At 63.6% G+C, this 20396-nt stretch carries 17 protein-coding genes and 2 pseudogenes; 10 read left to right on the forward strand and 9 right to left on the reverse strand.

The features are described 5' to 3' along the window. Positions 1-27: 27 nt before the first annotated feature. A complete protein-coding gene (locus IVB42_RS29145; RefSeq protein WP_247471570.1) occupies positions 28-792 on the forward strand; it encodes a nucleoside phosphorylase in 765 nt (254 codons plus the stop codon). Positions 793-990: 198 nt separating this feature from the next. After that, positions 991-1193: pseudogene (locus tag IVB42_RS29150) on the forward strand (GDCCVxC domain-containing (seleno)protein). Between the two features lie 214 nt (positions 1194-1407). Here IVB42_RS29150 and IVB42_RS29155 read toward each other — a convergent pair. The 4 genes from IVB42_RS29155 to IVB42_RS29170 all read right to left on the reverse strand — a co-directional run bounded on the left by IVB42_RS29155 (position 1408) and on the right by IVB42_RS29170 (position 6854). Beyond that, complete coding sequence (locus IVB42_RS29155; protein WP_247471572.1) at positions 1408-4593, reverse strand: efflux RND transporter permease subunit; 3186 nt, start codon at positions 4591-4593, stop codon at positions 1408-1410. Further along, on the reverse strand, positions 4590-6002 hold the full coding sequence (locus IVB42_RS29160) for an efflux RND transporter periplasmic adaptor subunit (protein ID WP_247471574.1): 1413 nt from the start codon (positions 6000-6002) through the stop codon (positions 4590-4592). The genes IVB42_RS29155 and IVB42_RS29160 overlap by 4 nt, the downstream gene beginning before the upstream one ends. Further along, entirely contained in the window at positions 5999-6406 is a 408-nt protein-coding gene (locus IVB42_RS29165) for a FixH family protein (RefSeq protein ID WP_247471576.1), read from the reverse strand. Before IVB42_RS29165 ends, IVB42_RS29160 begins: the two co-directional genes overlap by 4 nt. A 94-nt stretch (positions 6407-6500) precedes the next feature. Next, positions 6501-6854 (reverse strand): hypothetical protein, encoded by a 354-nt coding sequence (locus tag IVB42_RS29170; protein WP_247471578.1) that lies wholly within the window; start codon positions 6852-6854, stop codon positions 6501-6503. Between the two features lie 557 nt (positions 6855-7411). Here IVB42_RS29170 and IVB42_RS29175 point away from each other — a divergent pair. Further along, positions 7412-9322: a diguanylate cyclase gene (locus tag IVB42_RS29175; protein ID WP_247471580.1), complete on the forward strand. Its 1911-nt coding sequence runs from the start codon at positions 7412-7414 to the stop codon at positions 9320-9322. 213 nt (positions 9323-9535) lie between these two features. Here IVB42_RS29175 and IVB42_RS29180 read toward each other — a convergent pair whose 3' ends face one another. Further along, the gene (locus IVB42_RS29180) at positions 9536-9766 is read right to left on the reverse strand and encodes a hypothetical protein (RefSeq protein ID WP_018455636.1); all 231 of its coding nucleotides are present in this window, start codon (positions 9764-9766) and stop codon (positions 9536-9538) included. A 717-nt stretch (positions 9767-10483) separates the two neighbouring features. Between IVB42_RS29180 and IVB42_RS29185 the strand changes: the two genes are divergently transcribed. The 4 genes and pseudogenes from IVB42_RS29185 (at position 10484) to IVB42_RS29200 (ending at position 14011) form a co-directional block, all read left to right on the forward strand. After that, entirely contained in the window at positions 10484-10624 is a 141-nt protein-coding gene (locus IVB42_RS29185) for a hypothetical protein (protein WP_247471585.1), read from the forward strand. 285 nt (positions 10625-10909) lie between these two features. After that, positions 10910-12726: pseudogene (ligD, locus tag IVB42_RS29190) on the forward strand (DNA ligase D). A gap of 5 nt (positions 12727-12731) precedes the next feature. Beyond that, positions 12732-13229, forward strand: a complete 498-nt coding sequence (locus tag IVB42_RS29195; RefSeq protein WP_247471588.1) for a hypothetical protein — start codon at positions 12732-12734, stop codon at positions 13227-13229. 302 nt (positions 13230-13531) lie between these two features. Beyond that, a complete protein-coding gene (locus tag IVB42_RS29200) occupies positions 13532-14011 on the forward strand; it encodes a hypothetical protein (protein WP_247471591.1) in 480 nt (159 codons plus the stop codon). Positions 14012-14016: 5 nt separating this feature from the next. On the opposite strand, the gene IVB42_RS29205 is transcribed toward IVB42_RS29200, so the two are convergent. Further along, complete coding sequence (locus tag IVB42_RS29205; protein WP_018456175.1) at positions 14017-14217, reverse strand: hypothetical protein; 201 nt, start codon at positions 14215-14217, stop codon at positions 14017-14019. A gap of 584 nt (positions 14218-14801) precedes the next feature. Between IVB42_RS29205 and IVB42_RS29210 the strand changes: the two genes are divergently transcribed. Further along, positions 14802-15011 (forward strand): hypothetical protein, encoded by a 210-nt coding sequence (locus tag IVB42_RS29210; RefSeq protein WP_247471595.1) that lies wholly within the window; start codon positions 14802-14804, stop codon positions 15009-15011. Positions 15012-15563: 552 nt separating this feature from the next. Here the strand turns inward: IVB42_RS29210 and IVB42_RS29215 are convergent. After that, entirely contained in the window at positions 15564-16169 is a 606-nt protein-coding gene (locus tag IVB42_RS29215) for a hypothetical protein (protein WP_247471598.1), read from the reverse strand. A gap of 289 nt (positions 16170-16458) precedes the next feature. Here IVB42_RS29215 and IVB42_RS29220 point away from each other — a divergent pair, with 289 nt between their 5' ends. Continuing rightward, entirely contained in the window at positions 16459-17355 is an 897-nt protein-coding gene (locus IVB42_RS29220; RefSeq protein ID WP_256470557.1) for a 3'-5' exonuclease, read from the forward strand. Positions 17356-17397: 42 nt separating this feature from the next. Here the strand turns inward: IVB42_RS29220 and IVB42_RS29225 are convergent, their stop codons facing one another. Both IVB42_RS29225 and IVB42_RS29230 read right to left on the reverse strand, forming a co-directional pair. After that, a complete protein-coding gene (locus tag IVB42_RS29225; RefSeq protein ID WP_085352473.1) occupies positions 17398-17580 on the reverse strand; it encodes a DUF3606 domain-containing protein in 183 nt (60 codons plus the stop codon). 522 nt (positions 17581-18102) lie between these two features. After that, positions 18103-19659 (reverse strand): ISL3 family transposase, encoded by a 1557-nt coding sequence (locus IVB42_RS29230; RefSeq protein WP_247440347.1) that lies wholly within the window; start codon positions 19657-19659, stop codon positions 18103-18105. A 141-nt stretch (positions 19660-19800) separates the two neighbouring features. Here IVB42_RS29230 and IVB42_RS29235 point away from each other — a divergent pair. Beyond that, a partial coding sequence (locus IVB42_RS29235) for an IS110 family transposase (RefSeq protein WP_247471602.1) occupies positions 19801-20396 on the forward strand: 596 nt, incomplete at its 3' end.

Below are 20396 nucleotides of genomic sequence, written 5' to 3' on the forward strand. Positions count from 1 at the left end.
ATCCCTCCATCGATTCGAGATGCATAGATGGCGATCTCCCCGATCCTTGAGAACAAGGACCTCTCGGCTCCTTCCGTCTTCACGCCGGCTGCCTTGATGCGGGAAGCACGCCGACAGAAGAACATCGAGGCGGTCGGCGTCCCATCCGTTTGCCTGCTCGATCCGGACGGCGATCTCGTGCGCCATCTCCGCCGGACCGGGCGCGCAAAGCCCTTCGGAGGCTGGCCATGCTATCACACCGAGCTCGATGTGTTCTCGCTTGCCGGAAGGGAGGTCGGCATCGTCGGACGGGCCGTGGGGGCCTCTTTCGCCGTTCTGGTCGCCGAGGAGCTGTTCGCCAGCGGCTGTCGCCTCCTGATCAGCTTGACGTCCGCTGGGCAGATCGTCGACGCCGGTGAACCGCCGTACTTCATCATCATCGAGCGGGCGCTGCGCGACGAAGGAACGAGCTACCACTACGCTCCGCCTTCGGAGTACGCCAGCGCTTGTCCTCGCCTGCTGGAGGCCGCAACCGAAGCAATCAGAATCGGCGGACCGCGAACGATCATGGGCGCAAGCTGGACCACGGATGCCCCGTTCCGCGAGACCAGCCAGGCCGTTCAAGCAGCCGCGGACCGGGGGATACTTGCCGTCGAGATGGAAGCGGCCGCGCTGTACGCCTTCGCCGCCGCCAGCGACAGCAAGGTTCTCTGCGTCGCTCACGTGACGAACACGATGGCTCAAACGGGCGCGGACTTCGAGAAGGGCGAAGACGACGGCGCGGTGGACGCGTTGGCGATACTGGGCCAATAGTAGCTGCTTTGGCCGAAGAATAGAGGATTTCGTCTCCTCAATCGGCTATGCTCCGCGGGCTGCACAATACCCCCTTCGCCACCGACCGGCCCAGTGCGGGCGGAGTTGGTCTTCTCGCGGGACGGCCGGACAGTTCGCGCCCGTCGGGGAGGGGGGGCGGCCCCAGGGATTTCGGAAGACTGCAGGCAAGAGGAATTCATGAATTTGCAATCGACCCTCACGTGCCCGGCGTGTGCTCATCAAAAGACCGAAACCATGCCGACGGATGCCTGCCAGTTCTTTTACGACTGCGAGGGGTGTGGCCTTCGCCTCAAGCCCAAGCCGGGCGACTGCTGCGCCTTTTGTTCCTACGGACTGTTCCATGCCCTCCGATTCAAATGAAGGGAGCATGCTGTTCGTGATCTGATGTCGTAAAGCGATCAGAGTACGAACTTCTTAGCAAGGCCAGTCACGATGAGAGCTCTGCGTGGATTGAGGCCGGTCATGCTCCGATCCTCCAGGCTGGAATCCCGTCCAGCGCTGCAGCCCTCAAAACCAGAACGATCACGACCAGGGCGAACGTGAACCCCATCGTGCCGCTCAACCCTGACATTGTGTCGTGCATCATGCCTCACCTCACCCAGCAGGCTCCAGCAAACGCAATACGGTGGGCTTCGTCACTTCCGGCGCTTGTCCCTTGGTGTTGTCCTCGGGAGGCAAGCGGAAGCCTTTGACGAGCCCAAAGATCGCCGGGATCACGATCAACGTCAGCAGCGTGGATGAGATCATTCCGCCGATCATCGGCACCGCGATGCGCTGCATGATTTCGGAGCCGGTCCCGGTGCTCCACATGATGGGCAGCAGGCCCGCCATGATCGCGACCACCGTCATCATCTTGGGCCGCACGCGCTCCACCGCGCCTTCCATGATGGCGTCGTACAGATCGCCGCGGGTCACGGCCCGCCCCTGGGCGGCACGTCTCTCCGCAGTCTCCGCGAGCGCCTGGTTGAGATAGATGAGCATGACGACGCCTGTTTCGGCGGCCACGCCGGCGAGCGCGATGAATCCTACGGCCACCGCGACCGACAGATTGAAGCCCAGCCACCACATCAGCCAAAGCCCGCCGACCAGCGCGAAGGGCAGCGACAGCATCACGATCATCGTCTCGGTGATCGAGCGGAAGTTCAGGTACAGCAGCAGGAAGATGATCACCAGCGTCACAGGCACCACGATCTTCAGCCGCGCGGTGGCCCGCTCGAGGTATTCGTATTGACCACTCCACATCACGTAGTAGCCCGGCGGAAACTTGATGCTGGCCTGCACAGAGGCTTTGGCGTCCGCGACGTAGCCCCCGAGGTCGCGATCGCGGATGTCGACGTAGATGTAGGTCGCGAGCTGCCCGTTCTCGGTCCTGATCGAGGTCGGCCCGCGCGCCGGCGCGACCTTCGCGACCTCGCCGAGCGGCACCGCACCGCCGGCGGGCATCGGCACCAGCACATCGTTGGCGATGGCCTGTGGATTGTCGCGCAGATCGCGCGGATAGCGCATATTGACGGTAAAGCGCTGCCGCCCTTCCACGGTCGTGGTCACGGTTTGGCCGCCGAGCGCAGTCGCGATCGTGTCCTGAACGTCCTGGACCATGATGCCGTAACGCGCCAGCGCGGCACGGTCCGGGGTAACCTCCAGATAGTAGCCGCCGATGCCACGCTCGGCGTAGGCCGATGAGGTGCCCGGCACGGCCTTGAGGACCTGCTCGATCTGCTTGGCGAGCTTATCGATCTCGACCAGGTCGGTTCCGATCACCTTGACGCCGATCGGCGTTCGTATGCCCGTCGACAGCATGTCGATGCGGGCCTTGATCGGCATGGTCCAGGCGTTCGAGACCCCAGGAAACTGCAGTGCCTTGTCCATTTCGGCGATCAGTCCATCGATGGTCATGCCGGGCCGCCACTCCTCCTTGGGCTTGAGGTTGACGATCGTCTCGAACATCTCGGAGGGGGCCGGGTCGGTCGCGGTCGCCGCACGACCCGCCTTGCCGTACACCGAGGCGACCTCCGGAAACGATCGGATGATCCGGTCCTGGCTCTGCATCAGTTCGGCGGCCTTCGTGACCGAGATGCCCGGCAGCGTGGTCGGCATGTAGAGCAGCGTGCCTTCGTTGAGGGTCGGCATGAACTCGGTGCCGAGCTGCCGCGCCGGCCAGATGCTCACGGCCAGAACGGCGAGCGCGAGCACGATCACCAACGTCTTGGCGCGCATCACGCCCTTGATCACGGGGCGATAGATCCAGATCAGGACGCGGTTGATGGGATTCCGGTGCTCCGGAACGATCCGCCCGCGCACGAAAATCACCATGAGAGCCGGCACCAACGTCACGGACAGGAGCGCGGCCGCCGCCATCGAGAACGTCTTGGTGAACGCCAACGGGCTGAACAGCCGCCCCTCCTGCGATTCCAGCGTGAAGATCGGCATGAACGACACCGTGATGATCAGCAGGCTGAAGAAAAGTGCAGGCCCCACCTCCGAGGCGGCAGCGATCAGGACGTCGATCCTCGACCTTCCGGGCTCCGCCCGTTCGAGGTGCTTGTGGGCATTCTCGATCATGACGATGGCCGCATCGACCATGGCGCCGATCGCGATCGCGATCCCGCCGAGGCTCATGATGTTGGAGCCGAGCCCGAGCAGCTTCATGGCGCCGAACGCCATCAAGACCCCGATGGGCAGCATCAGGATCGCGACAAGGGCGCTACGGACGTGCAGCAGGAACACGATGCAGACCAGTGCGACCACGATGCTTTCCTCGAACAGCGTGTGCTCGAGCGTGTCGATGGCCGCATAGATCAGGTTGGAGCGATCGTAGACCGGCACGATCTCGACCGACTTCGGAAGGCTGGAGGCGATCTCCCGGAAGCGCTTCTTGACGTTCTGGATGACCTCCAGCGCATTGACGCCGAAGCGCTGTAGCACGATGCCGCTGGCGACCTCGCCCTCGCCGTTCAGCTCCGTGATGCCGCGCCGCTCGTCGGGGCCCAGTTCGACCCGCGCGACGTCGCGCAGCAGCACCGGCGTCCCGTTGCTCGTCTGCAGCACGATGTCGCCGAGGTCGTTGATCGACTTGATGTAGCCCTTGCCGCGGATGACGTACTCGAACTCGGACAGTTCGACGGTCCGGCCGCCGACGTCGGCGTTGCTGGCGCGGATGGCGTCACGCATCTTCTGCATGGTGATGCCGCGGTCGCGCATCCGCTGCGGATCGAGGATCACGTTGTACTGCTTGACGAAGCCGCCGACGCTCGCGACCTCGGCGACCCCCTCGGCCTTGGCCAGCGCGAACTTCAGATTCCAGTCCTGGATGGTGCGGGTGTCGGCGAGGTTCAGTTCCTTCGAGATCACCGCGTATTGGTAGACCCAGCCGACGCCGGTCGCGTCGGGACCGATCGTCGGTGTGACGCCGGCGGGCAGGCGCGGGCTCGCGCCGTTGAGGAATTCCAGCACGCGCGAGCGCGCCCAGTAGATGTCGGTGCCGTCCTCGAAGATGACGTAGACGAACGAGACGCCGAAGAAAGAGAAGCCGCGCACGACCTTCGATTTGGGCACGGTCAGCATCGCCGTGGTCAACGGATAGGTGACCTGGTCCTCGATCACCTGCGGGGCCTGGCCGGGGTACTCGGTGTAGACGATGACCTGGGTGTCCGAGAGATCCGGGATGGCGTCGAGCGGCAGATGCAGAAGCGCGTAGAGCCCCGCCGCCGCGGCGAAGCCGGTCCCGAACAGGACCAGCAGCAGGTTGCGGGCGGACCAAGCGATGAGACGCGCGATCATTGCTGCGCGCCCGCGGCAAAGCCTTTCAAGGCGGCCTTCAGGTTGCTTTCGGCATCGATCAGGAAGTTCGCCGAGACCACGACGGCGTCGCCCTCCGCGAGGCCCTGCCGGACCTCCACGAGGCCGCCGCCGCGCTGGCCGAGCTTGACCTCGCGCGGCTCAAGCCGACCCTGTCCCCTGTCGACGAACACGGCCTGCCGGCTGCCGGTATCCATGACCGCGCTCTCCGGCACCGCGAGGACGGCCTCGCCGCTGCCGGTGTCGATGTTCGCGTCGACGTACATGTCGTGCAGCAGGATCAGGTCCGGATTCTGCAGTTCGATCCGGACGCGCGCGGTCCGGGTCTCCTTGTTGATCTCCGGGTAGATCACCTCGACCTTCCCCGTGAACTCCCGTCCCGGAAAGCTTCGCGCCTTGACCGTGACCGGCTGGCCCTTGGTGATCATGCCGAGGTCGCGTTCGGCGATATCGATCAGGGCCCACACTATCGAGTGGTCAGCGATCCGGAACAGGACGCCGCCAGGCTCGACGCGCATGCCCTCGATGGCGTTGCGCTCCAGCACGATGCCGTCGCGCGGCGAAGTCCATCCGATCGACGTCGGCACGGTCCGGCTCTTCTCGATCGCCGAGATCGCAGCATCGGGCACGTCCAGGTTCATCAGGCGCTGGCGCGATCCACGGCCATACTGAACGTCGCCGCTGGTCGTCTTCGAGGTGATGGTGGTGAGGTACTCGGCGGCGGCAGAGGACACGGATGGGCTGTAGACCTCCATCAGCGGCTGCCCCCTGATCACGTGAGATCCGGTCGTGACGTCGGCCACCTTCAGGATGAAGCTTTCCGCCCGCATGGCGACGACAGAGATCCGGCGCTCGTCCAACGCGATCGTGCCCGGTGCCCTGACGACGGTCCGGACCACGCGCATCGCGGCGGGCTCCGACTTGACGCCGGTCCGCTGGATCTTGCCGGGCGAGAGTTTGATCGAGCCGTCGTCGCTGTCGTCGCCCTCGTAGACGGGGATGTAGTCCATCCCCATCGAATCCTTCTTCGGCGTCGGCGAGGTGTCCGGCAGGCCCATGGGATTGCGGTAGTATTTGATCTTGCGCTCTCCGGAGACGCCGGCCCTTGTAGTCGTCGGGGCGGTCGCCTGATCATCGTCGAAGCTGACATCGGCGGCGGCGGGCACCGCGCGGTAGTCGCGGCCATCCGGTGTCTTTCTCGGCACAAGCGAGTACGACGGCTTGCCGTCCGGATCCTGGTAGTAGATCGGGGCGCCGCTCTCCTCGGCCGCAGCAGGGCCGATTATCGCGGCGGGTCGCGCCGTCGGCCGGTGTGGACCGGCGACGGCGAATGCGATCCCGGCCGCCGCGATCAGCGCGGCGGCCAGGCTTGCTGCGACCGGGCGGGTCACTTCTGCGCCGTGATGACGAGCTTGTTCTCGACGGTGCCGGTCTCGCCCTGGACTTTGGCTCCGAGCGAAAGCTGCCACCGCCCCGCCATGCCGAAGGTCGCCTTGAAGCGGTAGGTGCCCGGCTCCGTTCCCGGCATGGGCGTGACCTTGGTCGCCATCTCCTGCATCCCGTCCGGAGCCATGTCCAGACGGCTGGCGAAGATCACGGCATCGGGCACAGGCTTGCCGTTCTTTGTGTTCACGAGCTTGACGGTGATGACCTTGTCGGGCCCGGCCTGGACCGACTGATCGACGAGCTCGAACTTGTAGTCCTTGATATCGGCCAGTGCGGCCGTGCTTGTGCCTGCGACTGCGGCAGCGATCAACGCCGCCTCGACGGCGCGCGCGATGGTAGAGGTCTTCATTTTCTGGTCCTCGAATGTCCCAAATGCGCCGCCGAAGCGGCGTGCGTCATCCGCGCGCGTGAAGCGCACGGACGCGATCGGCGTCAAGCGCCGTTCAGCCCAGGGTTCGAGGGGGTTGGTGGGGAGGTGGACGGGTCAGACCGTCGCCGATTACGTCGTCCGCGACCAAGTGCGTGGTGCGGATCGCGTGCCGCAGCGGGAGGGCGGCGGTCTCGGAGAGGCCCGCCTGGACCGTCTTCAGGACGCACATCGCAACCAGCGGGCAGTCCTGGCAGTCCTTGCCCTTCTGCTCATCGGGGCAACAGGGCATGTCGGCCGACACGGACATGTCGCTCATGCTGTCCGAGCGAGCTTGCGCGGCTGCCGCCGGCGCGGCCAAGGGCGCCAACGTCAAACCGGCGGTCACCAAGACCGCGAACGCAACTCTGAGCAGCCCGCGCAGATTCATGGACCTAGCATCCCACGAGCGGACTTGCTTTGGAAGTCGCGCCCCTTCACATCTTCGCCACCCTGGACCCGCAGCGACATAGCTCAGCCGGCAGTGGCAGCACCCCTGCACCTCGCGCTCCGTCACTCAGCGGGCGTCTTCAATCTGGCCTGGCCTGCACACGGAGGCCACATCAGTGCGGACGAGCCTTTTATCCTCCACTGCGCAATATCGCCGAATGGAACTGCGATATGGATCGTTAACTCCACAACCGCAGGCTTCTGCAAGACGCACGGCTTCGCCTCCGTCTGTCGAGTCAACCGGTCCTGTGCGTTCCCAGCGCGCGGGGACCGTTCCTTTTTCGCCCCATTCCTCGGCGGCAGAACCCCTCCGGCGCAGCGCGGCAGGGGCAGCGCTTCTGTGAGGTCAAACCAATCGCTCACTCCGTCCGCAGCTTCTCACGAAGGCCGTGAGCGACTTGGAGAGGAGGCGTTTACCACCTCGCCTGCCGCTGCCGGGCAGGCAAGCCGACATTAAGAGCTCGGTGGGAACGTGCCGCGAACGGAGCCGCCTCCTAGATGTCAACCAGCCGCCGAGAAGTGGGCAAGTCCCGCGTCCCGCTATGGGTCGCGGGCTTTGTCGCGTTGGCTTGCGTTGCCATCCTCACCCTGAGCGGATGGCGGGAATGGGAAGCTCGCCAGGTCGAGCTGAGAAACGCGGAAGTGGACATGGCCAATCTGGCCAGTTCGCTCACCCAGCACGCCGAGGACATGTTCGAACTTGCGGACACCATCCTCGCCGGTATGGTCGATCGCATGGAGATCGGCGGAACGAGCGCCGGCGCAGTGACCAAGATCCAGACTTTCCTTCAGGCGCGCAAGTACAACAGGAAGCGGATCCGCGGCATCTTCGTCTACGACGAAACCGGCCGCTGGCTGGCCACCACCGAGGACGTCGATCTGGCCGGCCTGAACAACAGCGACCGCGACTACTTCCAGCAGCACCGCGCGAGTGCTGACCGCGGCACACTGCTCGGCCGACCTGTCAAGAGCCGTTCGGGCGGCCAGTGGATCATCACCGCGTCTCGGCGCTTCAATCATCCGGACGGCAGTTTCGCTGGTGTGGTGCTGACGAGCATCGACGTCGCGTACTTCGCCGAATTCTACAAGCAGTTCGATATCGGTCCAAACGGCGCGTTGTCTCTGCTCAGCGCCGACGGAATCATGTTGGCGCGCAGCGGCGACGACCAGGGCGCCTATGTGGGTCGGGACCTCTCCAAGTCGCCGCTGTTTTCGAATTTGGGAAACGGACCCAGTGCCAGCGTCTACTACTTCAAGTCTCCGCTTGATGGGCGGCAACGCCTGAGTTTCTATCGGTTGAGCACCCGTTATCCGATCCTGACGGTCGCGACCAAAGCAGAGGAAGACGTTCTCGAGCCGTGGCGTCGGCAGGCCGCCGTGCGCATGACCATCGTCTCCGGCCTCACACTGGCGATCGCGCTCATCGGGTGTTTTCTGGTGCGCTACCTCTGGCAGCGCCAACGCATGGCGGCGGCGTTGGTGGCGAAGGAGGCGGACTTTCGCCTGTTGGCCGAGCAGTCGAGCGACATCGTCATGCGCATCAGTCTGGACGAGCGAATCCTTTACGTCTCGCCATCCTGCACGCGCGTTCTCGGGTGGGAGCCTGCCAAGCTGCTCGGCACGCCGGCGCTTGCCGGGATCAATCCTGAGGATCGTCCCCGGTTGGAGCAGGCCATCAACTCCCTCAAGACGGGGGAAGCCGAAGAGGCGCGGATCATCTACCGGACTCGCACTCGGGCGAAGTCCGAGATCTGGGTCGAGACGGCGCTGCGGGTCACCCGGTCCGCGCTCAGCAACGAGATCGACGGAGTGGTCGCCATCTCACGGGACATGACTGAGCAAAAGGATCTGCAGGACAAGCTGGCAACTCTTGCCACCTCCGATGGTCTGACCGGACTGGCAAACCGTCGCCATTTCGACGAACGTCTTGCCGAGGAATGGGCCCGGGCCAAGCGCGATGAAACGCCGCTTTCCTTGCTGCTGATCGACGTGGACCACTTCAAGAAATTCAACGACCAATACGGCCATCAGGCAGGCGATGCCTGCCTGCGCTCGCTGGGCAGGATTTTGGCTGAGCAGGTTCGCAGGCCCGCCGACCTGGCTGCTCGGTACGGCGGCGAGGAGTTCGCGCTGTTGCTGCCCAACACCGGCGCCGACGGATGCGCCGAGGTGAGTGAGCGAGTTCGGAAGGCGCTGCGCGAGCTAGGCATGTTGCACGCGCTGAATCCGCCTTCGAAGCTTGTCACGGTCAGCCTGGGAGGCGCCACCAACACCCCCATCCAGGGTGTCACCGAAGACGCCCTTGTCGCGACAGCAGACCGGGCGCTCTATGCGGCCAAGGAAAGCGGTCGCGATCGGCTGGTGATGGCAGGTCAGGTTATCCCTTGGCCCGGCGCAAAGAGCGCATGAGCCCAGCCGCTGTTGCCCGGCACTCCTGATGCTGACGCGCAAGCGACCGCTGGCAGCGTTCCGCCCGCCATCCGATCAGGTCGTTCGGTGGACGAGCGAGATTGAGGAGCGCCACCCACCTTCTCCCGACCAGGCGATGCGGCCCGAGCTGGTCGTCTGGATAGTGCCGCCGTCAGGCTCGCGCTCGCCGGGGGCCGAAGGAGCCCTGATAGATTACTTCTGCCCGGACGGAGCTTGCGCGTTCGAGTTGTTCGGGTTGTTGCCGTTCTGCTTGTTAGCCTCATGATGGCCCACCGCGCAGCCCGCTACCGCGCCGAGCTTGCCATGGCCCGCCATGTGGCCGGCAACACCACCGACGATCGCGCCCTTGATGCACCCCTTCGCTTGCACCGGCGAGGCCAACGCCAGTGACAGCAGGCAGACAGCCGCAAAGATGGTCTTCATGATATCTCCTCCGAAAATTCGGCGCTCGCGATGGTCAAGTCGCGAAGTGAATGGCCGTTGCGCGGCCATTGTTCGTGTAGATCCATTTTGCTGCTGGTCTCACGTCACCCGCTCGGCTGCGCCTGATAAGCTCGGACGCCGCAAACGCCCGAGCTCATGCTGAGCGCACCGCGAGCATCTGAATTCGAGCTCGACACCGGGTAAGAGGTTTTTCGGCGGGTTTGCGGCCATCGGCCAGGCGCCGCAGTTCGGGCACTTAACCAGCAAGGTATCCGTTTCAAGCATCGTTGCCGTTCTCTGCCGCCCCGCTGGGCAACCGCGCCAAATCGGAGACGTTCCTGCGTGCTGGCAGACCTAGGAAAAGCTGCCGCGAAGAGCACGGGACCGATGTTGCCCCGGCTCACTGAACGGTGGCCGCGCTCAGACGAGAGGAGCGCGCTGCTCAGGACCTTGTAACGTTCGGTAGTCCGTCTACGATCCCGAAATGACAGAGCACAAAGCTTGCCCGAGATGCGAGAGGACCATGGAGCAGGGCTTCATTCCCAGCGTGGGGCGTGGGCAGTTGCTCTGGTTTGCGGGAGTGCCGCCCGCCACGTACCGCGAGTCGTTCATGTTTGGCAGGAAGGCGCTTACCGTGACGACCTATCGGTGCTCGGCCTGCGGCTATCTGGAATCGTATGCGGAGGGATGATCGCCCGACGCTAAATTGAGTGCTTCATGGAAACGATTGCTACATCTACCGCCTTTGTGCTGGCCATGCTCGTGGCGCTGGCGTTCTATTTTCGCTTGAAAATGACAGGCCTGCAGCGGCGACTTGTCACGCTGGAAAGAGTGAAGCAAAGCTCGATTTACTACTGAAGCAGGGCGGTGTGAGCTATGAACCGCTGGGTGGTTCGACGGAAATAGAGGACGCGCTCAAAGCCGGCGAGAAGGTCCGCGCAGTTTCACTTTTCCGTGCCGCGAACGGCTGCACCTTGGCAGAAGCAAAGGCAGCGATTGAAAGGGCGCAGCGGCCGTAGCCAGCGTCCCGTCATCTGCCTCTGGAGCGCTTCGGCGCGCAGCGCCGAGACCGGAACTGGACTTCGCGCCCGCGGTAGCGGACTCCGTGGACGGAACGAATCGGCGTGACGACGTTGAATCGCCATGTGTGCCGTGGCGTTGCGTCAGTCTCGTTCGGGAGTATCGCGTGTCCACGGCGCGGTCAAAGCTGCTATTCCTGGTTACATCGAGCCGTGTGATCCCACGGTGCGCGAGAAACCGCCGCGCGGCGAAGACTGGGTCTACGAGATCAAGGCCGACGGCTACCGCGCGCAGCTGCACCTGCGAGACGGTGAGGCCAAGGTCTATTCACGCACAGGCCTGGACTGGACCGAACAATTCTCCTCGATCGCCGCGAGCGCCGACCTACTCAAGGCAAACAGTGCGATCATCGACGGCGAGGCCGTGGTGTACGGCAGTGGCGGCCTGCCGGACTTCCAGCAGCTCAGGCGGGAGCTCGGCCTCAAGCGCAGCGAGCGTGTGCGCTACCACGCGTTCGATCTCCTGTACCTCGACGGGTACGACCTGCGCGGCGTCGTGTACGAGGAACGCAAGCGCCTGCTGCAGCGGCTTCTGAAGGACGCACCGGAGACATTCATCTATGTCGAAGCGCTTGCGGGCGAGGGCAACGTAATCTTCGACAAGGGTGCGAGCTGGGGCTGGAAGGCCTGATCGGCAAGCGGCTCGGCCAAGCGTACCGCTCGGGTCGGCAGGAGAGCTGGATCAAGCTCAAATGCAAGAAGAGCGAGACCTTTCCGATCGTCGCCTTCGTGGAGAAGCTTGGGGCGCGCCCGCGCAAGGTCGCCTCGCTCTACGTCGGCCGACGCCAGAATGGCAAGCTGCTCTACTCCGGCAAGGTGCGTACCGGCTACACCGAGACGACCGCGCGCGCATTACGCGAGCGGCTTGATCCGTTGATCCGCAACACTTCTCCGCTCGATGCGGCCGTCAAAAAGCCGAAGGCGACCTGGGTCGAGCCGACCCTTGCAGGCGAGGTCCAATATGGCGCGCTGACCGATGATGGCCTGCTTCGCGAAGCCGTGTTCAAGGGCTTTCGTGACGATCTCGCGGCGCGCAAGGTCAAGGCGCCGCGGCTGGTGCCCTTCGTGGCCAGACCGCCGAAGCTGGGCGTCCCCCGAGAGAACATCCTGCAGCTTCTGCCCGATGCCGTTGCTCCATCGAAAGAAGAACTCGCCGACTACTGGAGCCGGGTCTGGAAGAAGGCGCTGCCGCACCTCGGGCATCGTCCGCTCAAGCTGGTGCGTCACGTGCACGGCACGACCTTCTATCACAAGGGGCCGCTGCCGAAGGACATTCCGGCCGCCGTGCACCAGCTCCGGATTCAGAAGCGCGAGGGTGGCGAGGGAACGCGCCTGTGGGTCGACAGCCTGGATGGTTTCCTTGGTCTCGTCGAGATCGGGGCCATCGAGCTGCACCCGTGGAATGCGACCGTCGAAGACTTCGAGCATGCCGACCGCATCGTGATCGACCTCGATCCCGGCGAGGGCGTCGACTGGAATGCCGTCGTGGAGACCGCGCTCGATCTGCGCACGCTGATGAAACGAGAGGGTTTTGAGACCTGGCCCAAGCTCACCGGCGGCAAAGGCGTTCATCTGATGGCGCCGTTGGATCAGCCGGTGCTGCACGACAAGGCGCATGGGGTCGCGCATCAGTTGGTCTCCGCCCTCGCAGCGCGCCATCCGGACCGCTACCTGCTGTCCGCCCAGGCAAAGCGCCGCGATCGCATCTTCCTCGATTATCTGCGCAATGGCCGCGGCACCACGGCCATCGGCACCTATTCCCCGCGAGCCCGGGAGGGATTTCCGGTCGCTGCGCCCGTGACCTGGAAGCGCATTGAGAGCGGGATCGCGCCGGATGCCTTCACCATGGACAGTCCATTCCGCGCCAACTTGAGAAGGTAAGCCATATGTCAGATGCATTCGATCAATGGGTGGAATGGCGCTACAAGCCTCCCGGCGACAGGCGCAGCATTCCTGCCGAACTCTACGCCGCCGTGGTGTCACTGCCTGAAACCGATCGATCGGACCGGCAGAGAGTGAACGAGGTGGTACGCAGGCACGATCAAGCTCGTCGCGAGGGCAGAACCGTATGGCTCTACCTCGATGACTACGAGAACGGGGAGTCGCGCACGATGGGCGATCCCGAATGGGTGAAGCTATTTGCATCTAGGGGTACTGCCGACGCCTGGCTCCAGGACAACGACCCCGAGGGCGTTGCTTGGGAATACGAAGTGGAAGGCGGTCCAGCCGAGGGATCGGTGTGGCTCTGCTTGCCCGATCCAGCGTCCAGAGCCGTCGGTGAGCCCGATTGGATCAAGCTCTTTGCCTCGAAAGAGCGCGCGCAAAAATGGCTTGAGGACAACGAGGCAAAGCGCGACATTTGGCAGTACCCGGTTCAGGAGTGACACGCATGAGTGCGTTGGTTGACAGCTCGGTCTGGTTTGCCGCGCCGCCAAGCGGGACGCTCAGAATGGGCACGCCAAGTCGATCCTCCGGAGCATCGACCAATACCTCACGACGGACTTGGTGCTGGTCGAGACGTGCCAGCTTCTAAAAGCTCGATTTGGTCGCGGCGTGGCGGAAGTCTTCTGGGAGCGGCTGCGCGACAGCGGAGTTCGGATCGAACCCATCGTCCGCGGCTTCGGAGATAGGAGCGCGCTTCCCGGACGAGAGCTTTTCCTTCGTCGACCGGACGAGTTTTGCCCTGATGGAGCGCATGGGGATCACGCGAGCAGCGACCTTCAACCCGGGCTTCGCAGCTTACCGACCCCGCCGCGGCCAGAAGCGGCCCTTCCAGATCCTTAGCGAAGGCCACAGCGCAGTCTTCATGATCCTCAGACAAGCGCTGCTTGAACGCCGGCCCGTTCAGGTAAGCCATGACGGCAAGTGCCAGACGGTCTGCCCCTACATTCTGGGCCACGCCGCCGGCGAGGAGCGCGCATTCGTCCTCGTCGTGGACGCGAGTTCGCGCACGAAGCGTCCGGTCCAGGCCAAGTGGATCTGCCTTCGGCTGTCGAAGATCGATGACGTTCGCTTTGCCGATGAGCCCTGGATAGAGCAGGACTACCCGGGTCCGGTGCAGCGATGTGTCGATCAGGTGCACTTGGACGCGAGCCTGTTAGCTCGAGCGACAAGCCTCGGCTTGTTCGAGGCCAAGCGGCGCTGGGCGCGCGCTGCTCCGCTTTAGAGCAGTCAATTCCACACGATCGGCGCCCCGCGAAGTGCACTCCTGCCGATCTGCTTAAGCCCGTCGACCGAGGTCTCGCCCTTGCTCGCGGCTTCGAGGATCATGGAGGCCACGTGGGTGCGGGCAGCGGTCTCGTAGCAAGACACGCTCTCGCACACATCTTCGAGGACCGCGCGCAAAAGCGCGGTGGTTTCAGCATCGAACATTGGAGGTCTCCCCCAGCGAAAGCAGCATCCTGCCTGAACCCGCCCAGCCTGGGATTCACGCAAGTTATGGATGACGAAAATTTCTGCGGAAAGACGGAGAGGATTTGAGCGTGGCCCCGCCTTTTGGGGGCTGGGGGGCTTGAGGGCGGAGCCACGCAGGCCTTGCATTCGCGCGGGCCCGCCGCACCAACGGCATCAGGCCAAGCCCGTTCCATGCAGACGAGATGTCCGCTCGCAACGCGAAGAACTATGGCTCTGGGGGCCGCAGCGGGCCGTGGGCCCATTTGAGGGCGTTGGTATCGAGCAGAGGGTCGTCGTTGCAAGTGGTGCAGACGTACCGCGGCCGCTTTTCTGAGGCTTCGTCGGGCACAGCTTTCATCGGCTTGCCGCACGCTGGGCACGCCTTCCGGACCGGATGGAGCATGGTCATCTGTTTCCCCTGCGATGGCACTCTAGTTCAGCCGACATCGGAAGCTCAAGCGGGCCGATGAAATCCAGGTAGCGTTCACGCAGTATTGCGGGCCCTTCTTGACTCCGCGACCGCAGAGCACTCAACTCAGGGCAGTGATGTTGAGGGGCGTGTCATGGAGCAGGAGTTCTACCGAGGTCTGGCCCAGCGGGTCCGCGGTATGGCAGAAAAGGCTGATCCGTTCACCCGGCGTCGTCTTCTGGATCTGGCCAAGCGGTACGACTACAAGGGCGGCGCCGCAGGACCGGGAGGGACCGAACGGCCGCTGCCGGCGCCGCGCACGACGCCGCCTACGTCGAGCTTCTCCGAACCCGGCGAGGCCTGACGCGCACGCCCCTGTCGTTCTCGACGGTGGAGCATGGCCGCCTTGCCGCAGGGGCCGAAGAGAGCCCGCCAACGGAGCCTCCCGATAACCAAGCTCGCGTACCCAGCCGGTGGTTCTGGCCCTACCAGCGAGGATTTGAGGCCGTAAGCGGGTGTGGATCGCATTCCGCCCTGAACGCGAGCCTAGCGGCTTGAAAGGGGGTCAGAGGAGGCGCTGCGCCTTGCACCGGTAACGAGCCGCCGTGTCGGCCAGCCTTCCGGCACGTTGTGGTCGGCAGCCCCGCGTAGACGAGTGAGTTCCGGCCATGCCAACGCGGCGGAGATCCATCTCTGCCGCTCCGGCCCATCGGCTTCGGCGGCAAGCTTCATCGCCGCGACGGCCTCGCGCTCTGGGTCGTACTGGAGATCCATGGATGCAATATAGTTGCAGATCGTAAACGATCACGCACCAGCGTGACCGTAGCAATCCGGGGTCGGCACCATACGCGGCTGGTGTCTAGCCGTCCGGACATGCCCCGCCCCCATCCGCCCCACTCGTTCGGCGCGCAGCTGGCTAAGGAGAGCGAGCCGCTTCCCGCTTTTCGGTCGTCGATGTGAGGTGACTGCGGGGACCGGCTGAAGCGTAGATGCGGATTGCGCAGGATACGTCGGTTTTCCATTCGAAATGTCGGATGACGGTCTCGCGGTTGAACGATCCCGCCTTGCTGATCAGTTGAAGTGACCCAACCAATTGCTCGACACGGCCGGCCCCTCCCAAAGGCAGGAGCAAGCGCTCACAATCGATCGTATGGCCGCCGCTGTTGTAGGTCGAAAACACGCTGTAGATGGCGCAACCGCTAGTCACGCATTGCTCGGCGGCGGCTAAACCGAACTCCTTCAAGGCTGGTGGAAGAACCTCTTCCATCGATTTCCCGGCCCAGCTCGAATTGAAGACCTCTCCAACGCTGGCACCTTGGTAAAGCGCGCGAAATGTATGCCCGTCTCCCCGGCGCTCAACGCTCCAGATGACGAGTTGTTTTGGGTCATGCAGCCGCGCTTCCGGCCTGAACTGATCGAGCGAAGGAAAGGGCAGATCGCCGGCCGTGCGTGCCCAGTACCGGCACATGGCCTGCTGACTGATGGACTTCACATCGGCGAATGAGCCGTCCGTGTATTGCATGGCCGAAACCTACACGCCACAGCATTAACGAGCCGTAGTTCGGCTTGCTTCAGCGCGCGACGATATGCCCCTGCAGCGCTTGGCAGGAATCCGGTAGACAGCGGCGCCCGCTTCAGGGTCGCTCGCGCTCCGCGGCGCAACGCTGCGGGAGCGACCCTGCAACAGGATCGAATTGCACAGGCACTTCCGAAAAGGCGGTGAATTGCTCGATTTTCAGATACCTCCTGGCCCGCGCTCCCGGTATTCTGCGACCTCACCCAGCGATCGGGTGGGTTCACCTCGAGAAGCGATGTTTCAAAGCGCATCGGACCTGGCCGCGATGGCCGAAGCCTTGAGCCGGTCGACGGACTACCGGGTGCTCCGCCGCCTGGCGCCACGGCCGACGTCGATGCCGGCCTCAGGACAGGAAACCAAGATCGGCATCCTGCTCGACACCGAGACCACCGGACTCGATCACGCGAGGGACGAAGTCATCGAGCTCGGCATGGTCAAATTCGACTACTTGCCGGACGGCAGGATTGTCAGCGTCAGGGACACGTTCTCCGCCTTCAACGAGCCGTCCGCGCCGATCCCGCCCGACGTGACGGCGCTCACCGGCATCACCGACGACATGGTGGCCGGTCACAGCATCGACGAGGCCGCCGTGAACGCCTTCGTCGAAGGTGCCGTGATCACGATCGCGCATAACAGTGGTTTCGACCGGAAGTTCGCGGAGCGTTGCTGGCCGGTCTTCGAAGGCATGGCCTGGGGCTGCAGCGCGACGGAGGTCGACTGGCGCGGACACGGCTTCGCGGGTGCCCAGTTGGGCTACCTGCTGAACGGGGCGGGCTTCTTTCACCAGGCGCACCGGGCGGTCGACGATTGCCATGCTTTGCTGGAAATCCTGGATTTTATGCTGCCGACGACCGGATCCCCGGCGCTCGCGCTCCTGCTCGATACGGCGCGCAGGAAGACGGTCCGTATTTGGGCGGAGCAGTCGCCGTTCGAGCTCAAGGATTCGCTCAAGCGGCGAGGTTATCGGTGGAGCGATGGTACAGACGGGCGGTCGAAGTCCTGGTACGTCGACGTCTGCGAGTCCGCGCTCGATGACGAGCTCACGTTTCTGCGGACCGAGATCTACCTAAGGGACGTCGAGCCGCGGCTGCAGACGCTGACCGCCTTCACCCGCTTCTCCGGCAGGATCTGATGGCCACGAACCGTCATCCCGAATACGCGGCGAACCTGGCCCTCAGCGGCCGAGACGCTTCTCGACCCGCTTGCGGCTGTTGCCGACCTTCTTCACGGCCTTCTTCACCGCCGAGGCTGAGCGGCCAGTCTTCTTTGCTTCGTATCGCACTTCGTAGTCCTGGCCTTTAGCCACGCGGGCGCGATCTTGTTTGCGTCCCCGTGCGGTCTTTTTCTTCGCTGCCATATGCTCCTCCATCTGCGAAACTGATGGCAGTGCAACGCTTCCAGGAATCGCGAGGTTCCCTCAAGGAAGCTGTTGCGGGCCCGAGCCGGACCGCGAGCGACGCAGCATCTCGGCTCCACCTTGGTGGGCTTTTTCCACTTTCGCTTCCTCAACCTCCTGCACGAAGACTTCGTCGCGCCGCATGAGCACAGCGGCCCTTTGGCGCACGTCGCCCGAGTTGGCCAGCTCTGAACGCTCCGGCCTAATTAGCTTCAAGTGTGCGCCCGGAGCCCGCTCCCGTTTTCTTGCAGATGCGGCCGCCGCCGAGAAGAAGCTCCAGGAACTCGCCCGCGCCGGAACAGAGTCCTGGTCAACCCTCAGCGCCGCCCTTGCTGAAACACGCGCCACTTTCGATCGCGCCAATCAGGCCACCCGAGAGGCGTTCAAACGCGCCACCACTATCGGCATCCAAAAGGTTGGATGCCGATCACCCCGAAAACGGGGTCCTTATTCGGCTCTGACGCAATTTTGGTGCAGCACTGGTCATGTGGCACCGATTAGTCGAGCCTGCAGCAAGTCGAGCTTGGCGCGTCCGTACATTTGGCGCTTCACCAGTTTAAGCTTGGTGATCTGGCCCTCGGTCTGTCCGTTGGACCAGGACGTTGTGATCGCTGCGCTGACGGCGGCCTTGTCCTTGATGACGCCGTTGGCGAAAGACATGACGAGGCTTGCGCGTGCCCGTTCCAACCATGGTTCAAGCTCTATGGGAGCCTTCTTGCGGATCATCGCATGGAAAGCGGCTATGATCTCTCGAGCTTCCACCAGAAGAGGAACGCCTTGCTCGATCGCCGCAATGGTGACGGTCTCTGACCTTGATAGTGTATCGCGGCCATTGGTCATCAGGCGGGCGATAGTTCTCGCGGACGGTACGCGCTGCAGGCTCTGAGCATCGGGCATTTCGGCACGCCGACGGCGTGTCGCCCATTCGGTAACGACTCGCACCGAGCCTCTAAATCCCTGCGCCTTGAGGCAACGCCACAGGTCGGCGCCATTACAATGACCAGCGGCCCACTGAACATCGAGCCATGGCAGGTAGTGCTCGAGCGAGCTTTCGCGCACCCTGAACACGTCGGATCGCTGACCTCGCAATACCCTGCGGATGAGGCCCCGGCTATGGCCGGTGAGCCGTACGATCTCCTTTATGGAGACGCCCGTCTCAGCCTGTTTGAGGATTGCCGCGTTGGTGTCTTCTCGCCGAAGATAACCCTCATATTGAATGCGCTCGGCGGCGGTCAATAAGTTGGGATTTATGGTGGCGGAGCCGACCGCGATGCGGACCTGGCGCATGGATTTGCGAACCGCATCCAGGAAGGCGTGGCTGGCGTTCTCCATGAGGTGCCAACGGTCGGCGACCTGGGTGGCGTGCGGGAGTGCCTTGGCCGCAGCAAGGGCGTAACCGCCGCCGCGGTCGCGCGCGACCACAGCGATCTGTGGTTGCCCCGCGAGCCAGGCCTGCGCAGTGGCTGGCTCTCTGTCGGGTAAGAGAGTGATCGGTCGTCGCCGCTCGAGGTCGCAGATGATAGTTCCATACCGCTGATTGCGCCGCCAGGCCCAATCGTCGATGCCGATAACGCTCGGCGCAGCAAAGGGTGGACACCCGCGCCTTCTAACCACCCGAAGCAACGTGTCGTTGCTCACGGGCAGCATAAGTCGACGGGCAAAACTCGCCGCTGGGCGGCCACCCAAGGCGAGGCCAAGGTGATGGACGATCAGATCGAGCCGGGTCGTTCGCCGCGCCCACGGTGCTAGAGCGCCGTCATCGAAGCGCTCGGTGAAAATACGCCGACCGCAGAGAGCAGTAACGCAGCGGAAGCGGCGCGCCACGACCACCAAGCGAACCTGCCGCCCCGCAAGCGGCAGATCGGTTAGGCGCCGCTGATATCGGCTATGGATCCGCCCAGAACTGGTCCCGCATCCGGGACAGAGACTCGTCCCGCTCGTGGGACGCACGGTGATCACGGTCGTAGCGCCATCACAAAAGGCGCTTTCCACGTCAAACCCGTGAGGGACCAGAGCCGACGGACGTAGGGCTCGCTGCATCATATTGATTCCTTTGTGAAACCAACACGAGCCGGCGCTTGAACTTCATCAAAAGTGATGGTGTGGAACGGCCCTTCGAACCGGCATCAAAAGTGCCTAACGTGGTCGCGTAGAGAGGCGCCACAAAGGAAGGACCGTTCCATGGAGAAGATTATCACGGTGGGTTTGGATTTGGCCAAGTCGATCTTTCAAGTTCACGGCATCGCCGAAGACGGGAAAGTCTTGGTTCGTCGCACAGTGCGGCGATCGCAGGTTCTGCCCTTCTTTCGGAGCCTTCCAACTTGCTTGGTAGGTATGGAGGCCTGTGCGAGTGCCCATCACTGGGCGCGCGAGATCGCGGCACTGGGCCACACTGTCCGCATGATGCCGCCAGCCTACGTGAAGCCTTACGTCAAACGAAACAAGACCGACGTGGCGGATGCTGAAGCCATTTGTGAGGCGGTCACCCGCCCGACAATGCGGTTCGTCCCGGTGAAGACTGCCGAACAACAAGCAGCCAGCATGATTTTGCGAACGCGAGAGATGCTGATGAAGCAGCGCAGCCAGACCGCAAACGCCCTGCGTGCTCATATGGCCGAATTGGGCATTATCGCCGGAAAAGGCATGGCAAGCATCGCAAAACTCCTGGTGCTTCTCCTGGACGAAAAAGACAATAGGATCCCCGGCGCCGCCCGCTTTGCCCTGATCCTATTCGCTGAACAGATTGAGCTGCTTACAACCCGCATAGAGAAGCTCGA

The organism is Bradyrhizobium sp. 45, assembly GCF_023073155.1.
GTDB classification, from domain to species: Bacteria; Pseudomonadota; Alphaproteobacteria; order Rhizobiales; family Xanthobacteraceae; genus Bradyrhizobium; species Bradyrhizobium canariense_D.